The following is a 16,726-nucleotide window of genomic DNA, read 5'->3' as shown; positions in this document are numbered from 1 at the left end:
GCGTGCCCGGCGGTGCGGCCCGGGGAGGGCCGCTCCGCCGGGCGCCGGCAGCGGGCGCTCGTGCCCGCGGAGCGTCCTGCTCCGAGGTCCGCTCGGGCGGCCGCTCAGACGTCCGTGATGCGCAGGCCCGCGTGGGCCTTGTAGCGGCGGTTGGTGGAGATGAGGTTCGCGACCAGGGATTCGACCTGGTGGGCGTTGCGCAGGCGGCCGGCGAAGACGCCGCGCATGCCGGGGATGCGGGCGGCGAGGGCCTGGACGAGGTCCGTGTCGGCGCGGGATTCGCCGAGGACCATCACGTCGGTGTCGATCTCGTCGATCGACTCGTCCTGGAGGAGGACCGCCGACAGGTGGTGGAAGGCCGCCGTGACGCGGGAGTCGGGGAGCAGGGCGGCGGCCTGCTGGGCGGCGCTGCCCTCTTCGACCTGGAGGGCGTAGGCGCCCTGCTTGTCGAAGCCCAGCGGGTTGACGCAGTCCACCACGAGCTTGCCCGCGAGGTCCTCGCGCAGGGCTTCGAGGGTCTTGGCGTGACCCTCCCACGGCACCGCGATGATCACGATGTCGCTGCGGCGCGCGCACGCGGCGTTGTCGGCGCCCTCGACGCCGAGGCCGAGTTCTTCGGCGGCGGCCTCGGCGCGGTCGGCGGCGCGCGAGCCGATGATCACTTTCTGGCCGGCGCGGGCGAGCCGGTAGGCGAGGCCGCGGCCCTGGTCGCCGGTGCCGCCGAGGACGCCGACGACGAGGCCGGACACGTCCGGCAGCTCCCACGGGTCCTTGACCGGCGGCTTCTGCGTGCTGTCTGAGGAAGTCATGGGGGCGAGAGTACTGCCGGGTAGCCCACAGCCGAAGAGGAGGGAACGCTCCCGTACTGCCCCCCTGTGTCCTTTCCTTGCGGCAGGATGCCGCTATGGATGCCGTGAGGGTCGCCCTGCTGCGCGAGGTGCTCGCCGGTACGCAGTGGCCGGGCGCCGCCCGGAGCTTCGCCGGCTCGCTGCGCCGGTCCGTCGTACCGGCCGGCGGGAACCTGCTGCTGGTGGGGACGCTGGACTACGAGCCCTGGCACCTGGCCGCGCACCTGGTGGACGAGGCCGCCTGGTCGGGTCTGCCGGAGCTGGCGCCCACGCTCGTACGCCACCGGGTGCGGCCCGGGGAGCCGGCGCACCTGTCGGTGGGACTGGGCAGGCTGGCGGCGGCCCGGCGCGGGCACACGCTGCTGGTGGTGGCGCCCGGGGAACCCGGCGAGGCGCTGCTGGAGCGCGTTCACGAGGTCCGGCGCGCGGGGGCGACCGTACTGTCCCTGGACGGCGGGGATCCGGAACTGGGCACGCTCGCGCACGAGGTCCTGTCCGTGCCGCAGGAGGGGGCCGAACTGGATCTGGACACCGTGCAGCACCTGGTCAGCGCGGCGGCCGGGGAGAACGGCCTGCCGGCGCAGCGCGGGCCGCGCCGTTTCCGGGACCGGCTGGCGCGGCTGGCCGACCAGCTGACCGCGCCGCCGCCCAGCCGCTGGTAGCCGGGGCCGGGGTCCCGGCCGCCCCGCCCGGCGCCCGGCTGCCCCGCCGCCCGGCCGCTACGACGCCGTGCCCTCTTCGTCCTCGCGGGTCTTGTCGTTCCACTTCGGGTCGTTCTGCCATTCGAGGTTGCGTTCCTGCGCCGTTTCCATGGCGTGGCTCGCCGCCTCGGGCGTGTCGTACGGGCCGAAACGGTCCTTCGCCGGGCACTCGGGGCCTTCTTCGACCTTGTTGTGGACCAGGCAGTAGTACCACTCGCCCGCTTTGCCCACCTGGCGCTTCTTGAACAGGGCCATCGTTGTCAGGCTCCTCTCGTTACCGCTCTCTGCCGCCATGCTGCCCCATCCCCGCTGGATACACTCGCTTGCATGTCTGGCCAGTCGCTGCTCGTACCAGGCGAGCTTTCTCCCGTCCGTTCCGTTCCCGGAAACATCCGCCGGCCCGAGTACGTGGGCAAGCCCGCGCCCACTCCGTACACCGGACCGGAGGTGCAGACGGCCGAGACCATCGAGGCCATGCGCATCGCCGGCCGGATCGCCGCCCAGGCGATGGAAGAGGCCGCCAAGCTGATCGCGCCGGGGGTGACCACCGACGAGCTCGACAAGGTCGCCCACGACTACATGTGTGACCACGGCGCCTACCCCTCGACGCTCGGCTACCGCGGCTTCCCGAAGTCGCTGTGCTCCTCGGTGAACGAGGTCATCTGTCACGGCATCCCGGACTCCACCGTCCTGCGCGACGGCGACATCGTGAACCTCGACGTGACCGCGTACATCGGCGGGGTGCACGGCGACAACAACGCCACCTACCTGTGCGGGGAGGTGGACGAGGAGTCGCAGCTGCTGGTGGAGCGCACGCGGGAGGCACTGAACCGCGCCATCAAGGCCGTCAAGCCGGGCCGCCAGATCAACATCATCGGCCGGGTCATCGAGTCGTACGCGAAGCGCTTCGGCTACGGCGTGGTCCGGGACTTCACCGGCCACGGCATCAACTCCTCCTTCCACTCCGGCCTGATCATCCCGCACTACGACAGCCCGCACGCCACCACCGTCATCGAGCCCGGGATGACCTTCACCATCGAGCCGATGCTGACCCTGGGCACCCACGAGTACGACATGTGGGCGGACGGCTGGACGGTCGTCACGAAGGACCGCAAGCGGACCGCGCAGTTCGAGCACACGCTGGTGGTGACGGACTCGGGGGCGGAGATCCTGACCCTGCCGTAGCCGTACCCGAGCCGGTTCCCCGGCGGGGATTTTTTACCGACAGGACGTCGGGAACACATTGACTTAGGCTAGCCTAAGTAGGACTATCGGGCGTGGCGGCAGTGCCGCCGCGCCTGTTTCCTCTTCCTGGAGGTCCGCCTTGGACGCCTTCTCTACGGTCATCCGCGTCGCGTCGCACGAGCAGCACACCGAGGCCGAGACGTCGACTTTCATGAGCGACCTGCTCGGCGGACGGCTCGGCGTGGACGCGTACACGCGCTACACCGAACAGCTGTGGTTCGTGTACCGGGCCCTGGAGGACGCGGCCGAGACCCTCAGGGGCGACCCGGTGGCCGGCCCGTTCATCCAGCCCGAGCTGATGCGCGTAGCCGAGATCGAGCGCGACCTCGCGCACCTGCTGGGCCCGGACTGGCAGGAGAGCGTGGTGGCGCTGCCCGCGACCCGGGCGTACGCCGCCCGCGTCGCCGAGTGCGCGGCCGAGTGGCCGGGCGGATACGTCGCCCACCACTACACCCGCTACCTGGGCGACCTCTCCGGCGGTCAGATCATCCGCGACAAGGCCGAGCGCACCTGGGGCTTCGAGCGCAAGGGCGACGGCGTCCGCTTCTACGTCTTCGCGGACATCTCCAACCCGGCGGCCTTCAAGCGGACCTACCGCGAGCTGCTGGACGCCATCGCCGCGGACGACCTGGAGAAGCAGCGCATCATCGACGAGTGCAAGCGCGCCTTCGACTTCAACGGCGCGGTCTTCCGCGAGCTGGGCGAGGAGTTCCGCCTCAGCGCGTAACCCCTCCGGGGAGGCCGATGAGCCGTGGGGCCGGGCCCGGTGCACAGCGCACCGGGCCCGGCCCCTCGCCGTTCGGCGGCCTAGGTGTTCTGTCCAGGGAGGTTGTGGACGGGTGACGCAGGTCTCGGCTGAGGCGTCTTGAACGGGTGAGGGCCTTCCGGGTTCGGTGTGGATTGCGACGTCTACACCAACCAGCAGAAGGCCCTCATGCCCCACCGTAATGCACCCCTGACCGAGACCGGACGCCTGCGCCTGGCCCGCTGTGTGGTCGAGGACGGCTGGCCGCTGCGCCGGGCCGCCGAACGTTTCCAGGTCTCGCCCACCACCGCCCAGCGGTGGGCCACCCGCTACCGGCTTTCGGGTGAGGCCGGGATGACGGACCGCTCATCGCGACCTCACCACAGCCCCCGCCGGACACCGACACGGACCGAACGCCGGATCATCAAGGTCAGGGTCCTGCGGCGCTGGGGACCGGCCCGCATCGCTCACCTGCTGGACCTGGCGCCCTCGACCGTGCACCGGGTCCTGACCCGGTTCGGCCTGGCCCGGCTGGCCCATCTGGACCGCGCGAGCGGCCGCGTCATACGCCGCTACGAACGCGAGCGTCCGGGCGAGCTCGTCCACGTCGACATCAAGAAGCTCGGCAACATCCCGGATGGCGGCGGCCACAAGGCTCTCGGCCGGCCAGCGAGCCGCAAGACCAAGACCGGCGTCGGCTACCAGTACATCCACACCGCCGTCGACGACCACTCCCGCCTGGCCTACAGCGAGATCCACGCGGACGAGACGAAGGAGACCGCCACCGCCTTCTGGGAGCGCGCGCAGGCCTACTTCACCAGCGTCGGGATCACCGTGGAACGGGTACTGACCGACAACGGCTCCTGCTACAAATCCCACGCCTGGCGGGACCTGCTGGCCGCGGCCGGGATCACCCACAAGCGAACCCGGCCCTACCGGCCCCAGACCAACGGCAAGGTCGAACGCCTCAACCGCACCCTGCTCGAGGAGTGGGCCTACGCCTGTCCCTACCGGTCAGAGCAGGAACGACGCGAAGCGTTCCCCGACTGGCTGCACACCTACAATCACCACCGCGGACACACCGCGCTCGCAGGCAAACCACCCGCCAGCCGCGTCCCCAACCTCACCGGGCAATACACCTAGGTCGGGCGCGATGCGCGGGTCGCGGGACGGTCCGGGTGGCGTTCGAAGCGGACGCGGCCGCCGATCTCGATGGTGCCGTCGGGGCCGGGGGCGGTGAGGATCTGGGAGCCGGCGCCCTGGGTGATGTTCAGGGCGCGGTTGAGTTGGGCCGTCAGCAGGATCGCCGCCGAGCCGGTGGCCTCGTCCTCGGCGATGATCCCGTCGGGGCGGCGCGGGAAGCCGCGGGCCCGCACGCGGCCCGCGGTCTCGTCCTCCCAGGCCCAGGCGTACAGCCAGCCCTCGCCCGGTGGCGGGGCCGGGAGCGCCTCCACCTCGGCGACGGATCCGTACTGCGCGGTGCGCTTGCCCTCGACCCACTCGGCGCGGGCCGTGATCCAGGTGAACTCCCCGTCGTCGCGCGCCCATACGGATCCGGCGGGCGGCTGGAGCTCCTCGATGTCGAGCAGCCACGCGACGCCGACCAGCGGATGCCCGGCGAAGGACATCCGCGTGCCGGGGGTGCGGATGTCGACGACCCCGCGCTCGGGGTCGTCGACGAACACCGTCTCGCTGTAGCCGAGTTCGGTGGCGAGCGCCTGCCGTGACGCGTCGTCGGGGCAGGTGCGGCCGTCGCGTACGACTCCGAGCAGGTTGCCGTACCGGCCGTCACCCGCGCAGAACACCTTCAGGACGTCGAGATCGTTCACGCGGGAATTCAAGCACGGCTCAGCCCTGGGCCGTACGCCGCCTGCGGGCGAGGAGGACCGCGCCCGCGCCGGCCGCGATCACCACGCCGGAGGTGGTGAGCAGGGCCGCGGCCGGGATCTCGGCGCCGGTGTCGGCGAGGTTGCCAGCAGCCCAACCGGCCCGTACCCGGCAACGCCCGCCACCGACCCGCGCCCCGGTTCCGACGGGGTCGGGTGTGTGTCGGGGCGCTCCCCGCAGGGCGCCGAACGCACTGCCGCCGAGCTCTCCGACCCCTCGTCACGTTCGGCGTCCGAGGAGACGTCCCGGCGCGCGCCCGGCCCCGGCGGAACCACCCCGCCGGACGCGGACCCCGCCCAGGCAAACCCGGCCAAGCGGCGCAGCCACCCCGCCTTTCTGCTCACCGCCGCGCTCGTCGCGAGCCTGCTCCTCCTCGCCCTGCTGTCCGCCGGCACCGGCGCCTACCGCATCCCCACCCCCGACGTACTCGCCTCCGTCCAGCACCGGCTGGGCCTCGGCGGGACCCCCCTCGACCGGGTCGGGGAGAGCGTGCTGTGGAACGTACGCCTCCCCCGCATCGTCCTCGCACTGCTCGTCGGCGCCGCCCTCGGCTGCGCGGGCGCGCTCATGCAGGGCGTCTTCGGCAACCCCCTCGCCGAGCCGGGCGTGATCGGGATCTCGGCCGGCACCGCCGTCGGCGCGGTCGCCGCCATCGGACTCGGGCTCGGTTTCCTCGGCAACTGGACGATCACCGTGTGCGCGTTCGTCGCGGGCCTGATCACCGTCGGCTCCGTCTACCTCCTCTCCCGCGGCGGCGGGAAGACCGAGGTCGTCACGCTCATCCTCACGGGCATCGCCGTGAACGCCTTCGCCGGCGCCCTCATCGGCCTGTTCGTGTTCTTCGCGGACAGCGGCCAGGGCAACCAGATCACCTTCTGGCAGCTCGGCTCCCTCGCCCAGGCCACCTGGCCCAAGGTGCTCGCCGTCCTGCCCTGCGCGCTCGCCGGTCTGCTGGTCGCCCCCTTCTACGCCCGCCGCCTCGACCTGCTCTCCCTCGGCGAACGCCCGGCCCGCCACCTCGGCATCGACGTCGAGCGGCTGCGCCTGTCCCTCATCCTGGTCGTCGCCCTGTTGACCGCCGCCGCCGTGGCCGTCGCCGGGGTCATCACCTTCGTCGGTCTGCTCGTCCCGCACCTGCTGCGCATGGCCAACGGCCCGGGCCACCGTTTCCTGGTCCCCGGCAGCGCGCTCGCCGGGGCCGTGGTCCTCGTCGCGGGCGACCTCGCCGCCCGGACCCTGGCCCGGCCCGCCGAGCTGCCGCTCGGTGTGTTGACCGCCCTGATCGGCAGCCCCTTCTTCTTCTGGCTGCTGCGCCGCACCCGCCGCAAGCAAGGAGGCTGGGCGTGACCGGCAACACGACCCGCGGCACCAGCAGTACGCCCGGCAGCACGACCGTCAGCACGACCGGCAACCTCGCCGGCAGAGTGGCCGGGCTGCTCGCCCGGAAGAAGCGCACCCTCCCGTCCCGCCCCACCCCCGGCACGCCCCTCGCCGAGATCGTGGACCTGCACGTCCGCCTCGGTGCGCGCGAGGTCCTCTCGGCCATCGACCTGACGGCCCGCTCCGGCGAGGTACTGGCGCTGGTCGGCCCCAACGGCGCCGGGAAGTCCACCCTGCTGGCCGCACTCGCCGCAGACCTTCCCGCCGCCTCCGGGGAGGTCCGGATCGACGGCCGCCCCGTGGGCGAGTGGAGCGCGCCGGATCTCGCGCTGCGCCGCTCCGTACTCCCCCAGTCGGCTGCCCTGTCCTTCCCCTTTCCGGTGGAGGACGTCGTCCGGATGGGCCGCGCCCCCTGGGCCGGCACCCACCTCGCGGACGCCGACGAGGAGGCGGTGGCCGGCGCCATGGCCGCCACCGAGGTGACGGCCTTCGCCGCCCGCCCCTTCTCCGCCCTCTCCGGCGGCGAGCGGGCCCGCGTCGCCCTGGCCCGCGTACTGGCCCAGCGGGCCCCGCTGTTGCTGCTCGACGAGCCCACCGCCGCCCTCGACCTGCGCCACCAGGAGCTCGTGCTGCGCATCTGCCGGGAGCGGGCGGCGGCCGGGGACGCGGTGGTCGTCGTCCTGCACGACCTGGGCCTGGCCGCCGCCTACGCGGACCGGGCCGCCGTCCTCCACGACGGCCGCCTCGCCGCGGCCGGACCGCCCGCCGAGGTGTTCGAGGACGCCTTGCTCAGCCGGGTCTACCGGCAGCCGGTGGAGGTGCTCCCGCACCCGCGGACCGGGGCCCCGCTGGTGGTCCCCGTCCGCGCGGCGGAGCCTTCCGCCGGTCGGAGCTGACAGCCCGTCGGCCCGCCTTGACCATGCTTTGACCCGGCCATGGGGCTGTCGTGAGGGGTCTGTGACAGGTCCGTGTCCGGCCGCCGCACGCACGAGCAGGTGAGAGCTGAATCACTGGACGGGTGGGTATGGCTCAGGTAAGCCTCGGTTAAGTTAGGTCCGCCTCACCGGCCTCTCCCCCTTGGGACGGCCCACTCGTCCGACGCCCAGGAGCCCCCTATGCGCCCCGCCCGCCTCACCGTCATCGCCGCCGCCTCCGTCGCGGCGGCCCTGACCGCCGTCACCGGCTGCTCCCAGAAGAGCGACGCGGGCGACGACGTGATCAAGGTCGCGGCCTCCGACAGCGCCTGCGACGTGTCGAAGACGGAGTTCCCGGCCGGCAAGGTGCAGATCGACGTCGAGAACAAGGGCTCGAAGGTCACCGAGGTCTACGTCCTCTTCCCGGACGCCCGCATCGTGACCGAGCGCGAGAACATCGGCCCCGGTACCAAGGCCTCCATCACCGCCGAGATCAAGGCGGGCGAGTACGAGATCGTCTGCAAGCCCGGCATGAAGGGCGACGGCATCACCAAGAAGGTCAAGGCCACCGGCAAGGGCGCCGCCGAGGAGAAGCGCAGCCCCGAGGCGGACGCCGCGGTCTCCGCCTACCGCGCCTACGTGGTCGCGCAGGCCGGGGAGACCCTCCCCAAGGCCCAGGCCTTCGCCGACGCGGTCAAGGCCGGCGACGTCGAGGGTGCCAAGAAGCTGTACGCCGCCTCCCGCATCGGCTGGGAGCGCACCGAGCCGGTCGCCGAGTCCTTCGGCGACATCGACCCCAAGGTCGACGTCCGTGAGGACGGCCTGGAGGCCGGCCAGGACCCGGCGAAGGACTGGACCGGCTGGCACCGCCTGGAGAAGGCCCTGTGGGCCGACAACAAGATCGGCGACGACGAGAAGAAGCTCGCCGACACCCTGATGGCGGACCTGACCGACTGGCAGAAGAAGGTCGGCACGGCGGAGATCACCACCAGCTCGATGGCCAACGGCGCCAAGGAGCTCCTCGACGAGGTCGCCACCGGCAAGGTCACCGGCGAGGAAGAGCGTTACTCCCGCACCGACCTGGTCGACTTCAAGGCCAACATCGAGGGCGCGGAGAAGGCGTACGAGCTGCTGAAGCCGATCGCCACCAAGAACGACCCGGAGCTCGCCAAGCAGCTGGACACGCAGTTCGCGGCGATGACGGTGCTGCTGGACAAGTACCGCACGGACAAGGCGTCCTACGACTTCACCTCGTACGACAAGCTGGGCGACGCGGAGAAGAAGGAGCTCTCGGACGCGGTCAGCGCCCTCGGTGAGCCGCTCTCCAAGCTCGCCGCCGCGGTCACGAAGTAACGGCAGAGAACGAGCAGGCGGGAGAGCAGCATGACCGAGTCGCAGTCGCAGCCGGAGTCGGCGGCGCAGCCGCAGCAGGCGGTCGACGAGTCCGCGGCCGCGCCCTCGCGGCGTGCCGTCCTGGGCTGGGGCGGTGCCGGGCTCGCGCTCGGCGCCGCCGCGGCCGGCGGGGCGGTGGCGGCCTTCGGCGGCGGGTCGGACATGGTCTCGGCCGCGGCGGCCGGGGGTGCCGTGCCGTTCCATGGCGAGCACCAGGCCGGTATCGCGACCGCCGTGCAGGACCGCCTGCACTTCGCGGCCTTCGACGTGAAGACGAAGAGCCGCGAGGAGCTGATCCGGCTCCTCAAGGAGTGGACCGAGGCGGCCCGCCGCATGACGGCCGGCCAGCCGGTCGGCGAGGGCGGCTTCGGCGGTCTCCCGGAGGCGCCGCCGGACGACACGGGCGAGGCACTGGGTCTGAAGGCCTCCCGCCTCACCCTGACCATCGGCTTCGGGCCGGGCCTGTTCGCCAAGGACCGGTTCGGCCTGGAGGGCAAGCGTCCCGAGGCGCTGATCGACCTGGAGCTGTTCCCCGGCGACAACCTGGACCCGGCCCGCTCCGGTGGCGACCTGTGCGTCCAGGCGTGCGCCGACGACCCGCAGGTCGCCGTGCACGCCATCCGCCAGCTCGCCCGCATCGGCTTCGGCAAGACCGCTGTGCGCTGGTCCCAGCTGGGCTTCGGCAAGACCTCGTCGACCACTCCGGACGAGCAGACCCCGCGCAACATGATGGGCTTCAAGGACGGCACCCGGAACATCGCGGGCACCGACGACGCGGCCCTGGACAAGCACGTGTGGGTCGGCGCCGGCGACGGGAGCGACTGGATGACCGGCGGCTCCTACCTGGTGGCCCGCCGGATCCGCATGCACATCGAGACCTGGGACCGCACCCCCCTGCAGGAGCAGGAGGACATCTTCGGCCGCGACAAGGGCGAGGGCGCGCCCGTCGGCAAGTCCAAGGAGCGCGACGAGCCGTTCCTGAAGGCGATGAAGCCCGAGGCGCACGTCCGCCTCGCGCACCCGGACACCAACAACGGTGCGACCATCCTGCGCCGCGGCTACTCCTTCACGGACGGCACGGACGGGCTGGGCCGCCTCGACGCGGGCCTGTTCTTCCTCGCCTACCAGCGCGACGTCCGCAAGGGCTTCATCCCCATCCAGCGCAATCTGGCGAAGTCCGACGGCCTCAACGAATACATCCAGCACGTGGGTTCGGCGATCTTCGCCGTCCCGCCGGGCGTCCGCGACAAGGACGACTGGTGGGGCCGGACGCTGTTCGCGTAGTACCCGTCGTCGGATTGTCTGAGAGGAACCACCGCCGTGTTCGGCAATTATCTGATCGGCCTGCGCGAGGGGCTGGAAGCCAGCCTGGTCGTCTGCATCCTCGTCGCGTACCTGGTGAAGACCGAGCGACGGGACGCCCTGCGTCCCGTGTGGATCGGCATCGGGATCGCCTGCGCGCTCTCGCTCACCTTCGGCGCGATGCTCGAATTCGGCACGCAGGAGCTGACCTTCGAGGCACAGGAGCTCCTCGGCGGCAGCCTGTCCATCATCTCGGTGGGCCTGGTGACGTGGATGGTCTTCTGGATGAAGCGCACCGCTCGGCACCTGAAGGCCGAGCTGCACGGCAAGCTCGACGCGGCCCTCGCCATGGGCACCGGCGCACTGGTCGCCACCGCCTTCCTGGCCGTCGGCCGGGAGGGCCTGGAGACCGCGCTGTTCGTGTGGGCGTCGGTCCGCGCCAGCGGCGAGGGCTCCTCGGCCCCGCTGATCGGTGTGCTGCTGGGCATCGCCACGGCGATCGTGCTGGGCTGGCTGTTCTACCGCGGCGCCCTGAAGATCAACCTGGCGAAGTTCTTCAAGTGGACCGGCGCCATGCTGGTGGTCGTGGCCGCGGGCGTGCTCGCGTACGGGGTCCACGACCTCCAGGAGGCCCGCTTCCTGGGCGGCCTGGGCGACAAGGCCTTCGACATCAGCGCGACGATCCCGCCGGACAGCTGGTACGGGACGCTGCTCAAGGGCGTCTTCAACTTCCGGCCGGACCCCACCGTCCTGCAGCTCACGGTGTGGGGGCTGTACCTGGTCCCCGTGCTGGCGCTGTTCTTCCTCGACCGCACCCGCCCGGCCAGCCCGAAGCCGCAGCCGGTGGACGCCGCGCCCGCGAGCTGACCGCTCACCACAGCCGGTCGGTGTGTCCGGGGTGGAGCGGGACGCGGACGCCGGTGAAGGCCGCGCGGTCCCGGCCCGGGTCGTCGGTGAAGAAGTCCGCCAGCACCACCTTGTCGAAGCCGGGGGCGTCGGTGGCGAGCGGCTCCGGGTCGTCGGGGGCGCCGCCCACCAGCACCGTGCCGGGCAGCTGTACGAAGCCGGCCGCCTCGTAGAACGGGGCCAGCGGGCGGTCGCAGCTGAACAGGGCCAGGTCCACCGCCCGGTCCGCCGCGAGCTCGGCGCGGGCCGCCGCCACCAGCCGCGCCCCGCAGCCCCGGCCGCGCAGCGCGGGCCGGGTCACGACCGCGCTCAGCCCGGCCGCCCGGTAGGTCCGCCCCGCGAACCGGATCTCCTTGAACAGCAGGGCCAGCGAGGCGGCCACGGTGCCGTCGGCGGCCAGCAGGAGCAGGGCCCGCGGGGCCAGGGCCGGATCGTGGCCCGGCTCGGCCCCCGGCCAGGCCGCGTCCTCCAGCTCCGCGACCTGCCGCCGCAGCCCTGCGGGCAGCTCCGCCTCGGCGCATCCGACCACCCTCATGACCGCGGGCCTGCCGACGTCCGAGGCGCGGGGGTCCGGGGCGGAGTCCCGGGAAGCCGGGCCGAGGGAGGCGCTCACGGGAGGCGGACGCCTTCGCCGCCCACCCTGACCCGGGGGTCACCGCTGCGCAGTTCGACCGTGAGGACCCCCGGCCGGCCCATGTCCTCGCCCTGGTGGAGGGTGAGCACGGCGTCCGCCGGGACCAGGCCGAGCTCCCGCGCGTACGCCCCGAAGGCGGCCGCGGCGGCTCCCGTGGCGGGGTCCTCGACGACGCCGCCGACCGGGAAGGGGTCCCGTACGTGGAACTCCGCGGGGCCCGCCCGGTGCACCAGCTGGACCGTGACGAGGTCCAGGCGCCGCATCAGGGCCTCCAGGCGGGCGAAGTCGTACGCGAGGTCCGCGAGCCGGGCGCGGGTGGCGGCGCCGAGCACCAGGTGGCGGGCTCCGGCGTAGGCGATCCGGGGCGGGAACGCCGGGTCCAGGTCCCCCACCGGCCAGTCCAGCGCGGCCAGCGCCTCGGCGAGGTCGGCCGCGCCGATCTCCTCGGTGTGCGGCTCGACGCTGGTCAGCGTGGCCCGCAGCCGCCCGCCGTCCTCGGCGGTGACGGACACCGGCACGGTGCCCGCCCGGGTCGCGAGGAGCAGTTCCCCGGGCCCGATCCGCTCGCCCAGCGCCACGGCCGTGGCCACGGTGGCGTGCCCGCAGAAGGGGACCTCCGTCTTCGGGCTGAAGTACCGCACGGTGAAGGACCGGCCCGCCGGGCCGCCGAGCCCTTCGGGGGGTGCGGTCAGGAAGGCGGTCTCGCTGTATCCCAGGCGGGCGGCGATCGCGAGCATCGCGTCGTCGTCCAGCCCGGCGGCGTCGAGCACGACTCCGGCGGGGTTGCCGCCGTCGGGGTCGTGGGAGAAGGCCGTGTAGCGCAGTACCTCGGTATCGGTCATACGACCATGATCGTCTGGAGCACCCCGCGGGGTCCAGGCCTTTGGTGCCGGGTGGGAGTGGACGGCTCCCGGCCGGGTACGAGCGGGACGACCGGCACACTCCGCGAGAACGGGTACGACGATGACCGAGCATCCCGACGAGGCCGCCGTGGAGGCCGCCCACGAGCCGCACGACCCGGCCCCGGGAGAACGCGCCGCGGTGGACCGGGTCCGCGCCGAGGCCGTCGGGATGGGGCACCACCAGGTGGAGGCGGCGCTGGAGAAGGTGCGCGCGGAGGCCGCCGACCCGGCCGTGGTCGCCGAGTGGGAGCGCATCGAGGAACACCTGGCCGCGCACCGGGGCCCGTACGCCCCGGACGCCGATCCGTTCCTCCAGGGCCGGCTCACGGCTCGCGCCCGGCACGGGATCGACCCGCCGGAGCCGGGCGTGGGGCCGCAGACCGGGGCCTGACCCGGGGAGAGAGGGCCTAACCCCGCCCGATGTAGGGCATCGACGTCGCCATCACCGTGGCGAACTGCACGTTGGCCGCCAGCGGGAGCTGCGCCATGTGCAGGACCGTGCGGGCCACGTCGGCGGCGTCCATCACCGGTTCGACGGCCAGCCGGCCGTCGGCCTGGAGGATGCCGGTCTGCATCCGTTCGGTCATCTCGGTCGCGGCGTTGCCGATGTCGATCTGGCCGCAGGCGATCCGGTACGGACGTCCGTCCAGCGACAGGGACTTCGTCAGGCCCGTCATCGCGTGCTTGGTCGCGGTGTAGGCGATGGAGTGGGGGCGGGGCACGTGCGCCGAGATGGAGCCGTTGTTGATGATGCGGCCGCCCTGCGGGTCCTGCCGCCTCATCTGCCGGAAGGCCGCCTGCGCGCACAGGAAGGCGCCGGTCAGGTTGACGTCCACGACGGAGCGCCAGGCCTCGTAGGTGATGTCCTCCAGCGGGACCCCGCCGGGCCCGAAGGTGCCGGCGTTGTTGAACAGCAGGTCGAGGCGCCCGTAGCGGGCCCGCACTGACTCGAACAGCGCAGTCACGTCGTCCGGGTCGCTCACGTCCGCCCGTACGCACAGCACGTCGGCGTCGGGGCCGGCCGCGGCGGCGGTCTCTTCGAGCGGCTCGGTCCGGCGGCCCGCCAAGGCCACGGACCAGCCCGCCGCGGCCAGGGCCAGCGCCACGGAGCGGCCGATTCCGGAGCCGGCGCCGGTCACGACGGCGATCTTCTTCGTACTTTCGTCCATGGGCCCGCAGGGTACGTCACACGGCCGCCCGGTCCCGGGACGTTCCGATTGCTGAGAGCATGGGTCGGTCAGGGGTGCGTAAAGCAGATGAGATGACTGGAGTTCCGCATGTCGGAGAGAGGCCCCGCGACGGCACCCTCGCACGACCCGTCGCCCGAATCGCCCTCCGCCCCCGTCACCGCCGAGCCCCTGAAGGCAGCACGCCGCACCGGCCTGCTCGTCACCTTCGTCCTCGGTGGGCTCACCGCCCTCCCCCCGCTGTCCATGGACATGTACCTGCCGGCCCTGCCGCAGGTCACCAACGCCCTGAACAGCCCCGCCGCGACCATCCAGCTCACCCTCACGGCCTGCCTCGCCGGCATGGCCCTGGGCCAGCTCGTGATCGGCCCGATGAGCGACAAGTGGGGCCGGCGCCGGCCCCTGCTCGCCGGCATGGTCGTCTACGTCCTGGCCACCGCGATCTGCGCCCTCGCGCCGACCGCCAAGCTGCTGATCTCCTTCCGGCTGCTCCAGGGCCTGGCGGGCGCCGCCGCGATCGTCATCGCACGGGCCGTCGTACGCGACCTGTACGACGGGGACGAGATGGCCCGCTTCTTCTCCACCCTGATGCTCATATCCGGGGCCGCCCCGATCATCGCCCCGCTCATCGGCGGCCAGGTGCTGCGCTTCGCCGACTGGCGGGGCGTCTTCGTCGTCCTCACCGGCGTCGGCACGGTCCTCACCCTGATGGTCTGGCGCCGGCTCGGCGAGACCCTGCCGCCCGAGCGGCGGCACACCGGCGGCGTCGGCTCCGCCCTGCGGACCATGCGCGGGCTGCTCGGCGACCGCGTCTTCGCCGGCTACACCTTGACCGGCGGCTTCGCCTTCGCCGTGCTCTTCTCGTACATCTCCGCCTCCCCCTTCGTGGTGCAGGAGATCTACGGGGCCTCGCCCCAGGCGTTCGCCCTGCTCTTCGGGCTGAACTCCGTCGGCCTGATCCTCGTCGGCCAGGTCAACGGCAAGCTGCTGGTCGGCCGCGTCAGCCTGGACAAGGTCCTGGCCGTCGGCCTCGCGACCATCACGGCCGCCGCGGTGGCCCTGCTGCTGATGTCGACGGGGGTGTTCGGGGAGGTCGGGCTGACGCCGATCGCCGCCGCGCTGTTCGTCCTGATGTCGGCCATGGGCGTGGTCCTGCCGAACACCAACGCCCAGGCCCTGATGCGCACCCCGCACGCGGCCGGCTCGGCCTCCGCGCTGCTGGGCACGTCCTCGTTCCTGGTCGGTGCGATCGCCTCACCGCTGGTGGGCATCGCGGGCGAGGACACGGCCGTCCCGATGGCCCTGGTCCAACTGGTGTGCGCCCTGCTGTCCCTGACCGCCTTCCTGGGCCTGTGCCGCCCGTGGCAGACCGGCCCCGCCGCACGCTCCGGCCCCGCCGGCGTCTGAGGCCCGGACCGGGGGCGGAGCCCGGCCGGCCGGGCCACTGCGGTCCGCGACATAAACTTCGCAGGTGAACGCCTCCGCCCCCACCACCGCCGAGACCCTCCGCCGCACGCTCGGCGGCCTGCTCGACGGCCTCCCGCCCAAGCAGGCCACGGCCGCCGTGGAGCGGCTCATCGCCAACTACCGGGGGCAGACCCCGACCGACGCCCCGGTCCTGCGGGACCGCTCCGACGTGGCGGCGTACGCGGCGTACCGGATGCCCGCCACCTTCGAGGCGGTACGAGCCGCCCTGGACGGGCTGGCCGAGGCGGCGCCGGGCTGGGCTCCGGCCTCGCACGTGGACGTGGGCGGCGGCACGGGCGCCGCGGCCTGGGCGGTGGACGCCACCTGGGACGGTCCGCGGGATACCACGGTGCTGGACTGGGCGGAGCCGGCGCTGCAGCTCGGCCAGGAGCTGGCGCGGGCCTCGGCCTCGCCGGTGCTCCGCGCCGCGGACTGGCGGCGGGCCGTCATCGGCTCCGGCCTGTCCCTGCCCGAGGCCGACCTGGTGACGGTCTCGTACGTGCTGGGCGAGCTGACCCCGCAGGCCCGTACGGCGGTGGTCGCCGAGGCGGCGCGCGCCGGGCAGGCGGTGGTGCTGATCGAGCCGGGCACGCCGGAGGGCTACCTCCGCGTCCGCGAGGCCCGCGACCAGCTGATCGCGGCCGGGCTGCGGGTCGCCGCCCCGTGCCCGCACGACGGGACCTGCCCGATCGTGGTCGGGCAGGACTGGTGCCACTTCTCGGCGCGGGTCAGCCGGTCCTCCCTGCACCGGAAGGTCAAGGGCGGCTCGCTCCCGTACGAGGACGAGAAGTTCAGCTACGTCGCCGCGACCCGCTTCCCGGTGGAGCCGGCCGCCTTCCGGATCACGCGCAGGCCGCAGATCCGCAAGGGGCTGGTGCAGCTGGAGCTGTGCGGCCCGCAGGACGGCGAGGCGGCGGGCCTGACCCGGGTCAACGTGACCAAACGCCACGGCGACCTCTACAAGGCGGCGCGGGACGTCGACTGGGGCCAGGCCTGGCCGCCCCCCTCCGATGAGGAAGAGACGGCCTAGGTGTGTTGTCCCGGGACGTTGGTGACACGCGTGCTGGGTTCTTGAAATGGGTGAGGGCCTCCGGGTTCGGTGTGGATTGCGACATCTCCACCTAGCCGAGGAGGCCCTCGTGGTCCACCGTAACGCCCCGCTGACCGAGACCGGACGACTGCGCCTGGCCCGTTGTGTCGTGGACGACGGCTGGCC

18 protein-coding genes are annotated in these 16,726 nt (G+C 72.9%); 12 read left to right on the top strand and 6 right to left on the bottom strand.

All coding sequences use genetic code 11. The annotated features are described in order from the left end of the window. Window positions 1–104 precede the first annotated feature (104 nt). Window positions 105–809 (bottom strand): NADPH-dependent F420 reductase, encoded by a 705-nt coding sequence (npdG, locus tag ACFYP3_RS26045; RefSeq protein WP_388837060.1) that lies wholly within the window; start codon window positions 807–809, stop codon window positions 105–107. 95 nt (window positions 810–904) lie between these two features. On the opposite strand from npdG, the gene ACFYP3_RS26040 reads away from it, so the two are divergent. Further along, window positions 905–1,510, top strand: a complete 606-nt coding sequence (locus ACFYP3_RS26040) for a hypothetical protein (RefSeq protein ID WP_388837057.1) — start codon at window positions 905–907, stop codon at window positions 1,508–1,510. 57 nt (window positions 1,511–1,567) lie between these two features. Here the strand turns inward: ACFYP3_RS26040 and ACFYP3_RS26035 are convergent, their stop codons facing one another. Further along, entirely contained in the window at window positions 1,568–1,804 is a 237-nt protein-coding gene (locus tag ACFYP3_RS26035) for a hypothetical protein (protein WP_388837054.1), read from the bottom strand. Between the two features lie 72 nt (window positions 1,805–1,876). Here ACFYP3_RS26035 and map point away from each other — a divergent pair, with 72 nt between their 5' ends. From map to ACFYP3_RS26020, 3 genes are all read left to right on the top strand, one after another. Then, window positions 1,877–2,734, top strand: a complete 858-nt coding sequence (gene map, locus ACFYP3_RS26030) for a type I methionyl aminopeptidase (RefSeq protein ID WP_388837051.1) — start codon at window positions 1,877–1,879, stop codon at window positions 2,732–2,734. Window positions 2,735–2,873: 139 nt separating this feature from the next. Beyond that, window positions 2,874–3,521 carry a heme oxygenase (biliverdin-producing) gene (locus ACFYP3_RS26025; protein WP_388837049.1) on the top strand — a complete coding sequence of 216 codons (648 nt, stop codon included), beginning with the start codon at window positions 2,874–2,876 and terminating at the stop codon, window positions 3,519–3,521. Between the two features lie 207 nt (window positions 3,522–3,728). Beyond that, window positions 3,729–4,682 carry an IS481 family transposase gene (locus tag ACFYP3_RS26020; RefSeq protein WP_388837046.1) on the top strand — a complete coding sequence of 318 codons (954 nt, stop codon included), beginning with the start codon at window positions 3,729–3,731 and terminating at the stop codon, window positions 4,680–4,682. Here the strand turns inward: ACFYP3_RS26020 and ACFYP3_RS26015 are convergent. Next, window positions 4,679–5,368, bottom strand: a complete 690-nt coding sequence (locus tag ACFYP3_RS26015) for a PhzF family phenazine biosynthesis protein (RefSeq protein WP_388837043.1) — start codon at window positions 5,366–5,368, stop codon at window positions 4,679–4,681. The genes ACFYP3_RS26020 and ACFYP3_RS26015 overlap by 4 nt on opposite strands. Before the next feature lie 217 nt (window positions 5,369–5,585). Between ACFYP3_RS26015 and ACFYP3_RS26010 the strand changes: the two genes are divergently transcribed. From ACFYP3_RS26010 to efeU, 5 genes are all read left to right on the top strand, one after another. Continuing rightward, window positions 5,586–6,773 carry a FecCD family ABC transporter permease gene (locus ACFYP3_RS26010; protein ID WP_388837040.1) on the top strand — a complete coding sequence of 396 codons (1,188 nt, stop codon included), beginning with the start codon at window positions 5,586–5,588 and terminating at the stop codon, window positions 6,771–6,773. Window positions 6,774–6,850: 77 nt separating this feature from the next. Then, entirely contained in the window at window positions 6,851–7,702 is an 852-nt protein-coding gene (locus ACFYP3_RS26005) for a heme ABC transporter ATP-binding protein (protein ID WP_388837206.1), read from the top strand. A gap of 219 nt (window positions 7,703–7,921) precedes the next feature. Next, window positions 7,922–9,073 carry an iron uptake system protein EfeO gene (gene efeO / locus ACFYP3_RS26000; protein ID WP_388837037.1) on the top strand — a complete coding sequence of 384 codons (1,152 nt, stop codon included), beginning with the start codon at window positions 7,922–7,924 and terminating at the stop codon, window positions 9,071–9,073. Between the two features lie 30 nt (window positions 9,074–9,103). Next, window positions 9,104–10,396 carry an iron uptake transporter deferrochelatase/peroxidase subunit gene (gene efeB / locus ACFYP3_RS25995; RefSeq protein ID WP_388837034.1) on the top strand — a complete coding sequence of 431 codons (1,293 nt, stop codon included), beginning with the start codon at window positions 9,104–9,106 and terminating at the stop codon, window positions 10,394–10,396. Between the two features lie 36 nt (window positions 10,397–10,432). Next, complete coding sequence (gene efeU / locus ACFYP3_RS25990; RefSeq protein WP_388837031.1) at window positions 10,433–11,281, top strand: iron uptake transporter permease EfeU; 849 nt, start codon at window positions 10,433–10,435, stop codon at window positions 11,279–11,281. Between the two features lie 4 nt (window positions 11,282–11,285). On the opposite strand, the gene ACFYP3_RS25985 is transcribed toward efeU, so the two are convergent. Together ACFYP3_RS25985 and ACFYP3_RS25980 are read right to left on the bottom strand one after the other, a co-directional pair. Next, window positions 11,286–11,933 (bottom strand): GNAT family N-acetyltransferase, encoded by a 648-nt coding sequence (locus tag ACFYP3_RS25985; RefSeq protein ID WP_388837028.1) that lies wholly within the window; start codon window positions 11,931–11,933, stop codon window positions 11,286–11,288. Continuing rightward, complete coding sequence (locus ACFYP3_RS25980; RefSeq protein WP_388837025.1) at window positions 11,930–12,796, bottom strand: PhzF family phenazine biosynthesis protein; 867 nt, start codon at window positions 12,794–12,796, stop codon at window positions 11,930–11,932. Before ACFYP3_RS25980 ends, ACFYP3_RS25985 begins: the two co-directional genes overlap by 4 nt. A gap of 121 nt (window positions 12,797–12,917) precedes the next feature. Here ACFYP3_RS25980 and ACFYP3_RS25975 point away from each other — a divergent pair, with 121 nt between their 5' ends. Beyond that, window positions 12,918–13,247: a hypothetical protein gene (locus ACFYP3_RS25975; protein ID WP_388837022.1), complete on the top strand. Its 330-nt coding sequence runs from the start codon at window positions 12,918–12,920 to the stop codon at window positions 13,245–13,247. A 16-nt stretch (window positions 13,248–13,263) separates the two neighbouring features. On the opposite strand, the gene ACFYP3_RS25970 is transcribed toward ACFYP3_RS25975, so the two are convergent. After that, window positions 13,264–14,025 (bottom strand): SDR family oxidoreductase, encoded by a 762-nt coding sequence (locus ACFYP3_RS25970; RefSeq protein ID WP_388837019.1) that lies wholly within the window; start codon window positions 14,023–14,025, stop codon window positions 13,264–13,266. Window positions 14,026–14,133: 108 nt separating this feature from the next. On the opposite strand from ACFYP3_RS25970, the gene ACFYP3_RS25965 reads away from it, so the two are divergent. Together ACFYP3_RS25965 and ACFYP3_RS25960 are read left to right on the top strand one after the other, a co-directional pair. Then, on the top strand, window positions 14,134–15,450 hold the full coding sequence (locus ACFYP3_RS25965; RefSeq protein WP_388837016.1) for a Bcr/CflA family multidrug efflux MFS transporter: 1,317 nt from the start codon (window positions 14,134–14,136) through the stop codon (window positions 15,448–15,450). A 64-nt stretch (window positions 15,451–15,514) separates the two neighbouring features. After that, window positions 15,515–16,540 carry a small ribosomal subunit Rsm22 family protein gene (locus ACFYP3_RS25960; protein ID WP_388837013.1) on the top strand — a complete coding sequence of 342 codons (1,026 nt, stop codon included), beginning with the start codon at window positions 15,515–15,517 and terminating at the stop codon, window positions 16,538–16,540. The last annotated feature ends 186 nt before the right edge of the window (window positions 16,541–16,726 follow it).

This window comes from Streptomyces sp. NPDC005533, from assembly GCF_042871845.1.
Classification (GTDB): domain Bacteria; phylum Actinomycetota; class Actinomycetes; order Streptomycetales; family Streptomycetaceae; genus Streptomyces.
The sequence above is the reverse complement of the archived record's forward strand: the minus strand, read 5'-3'. Positions and strand labels throughout refer to the sequence as shown.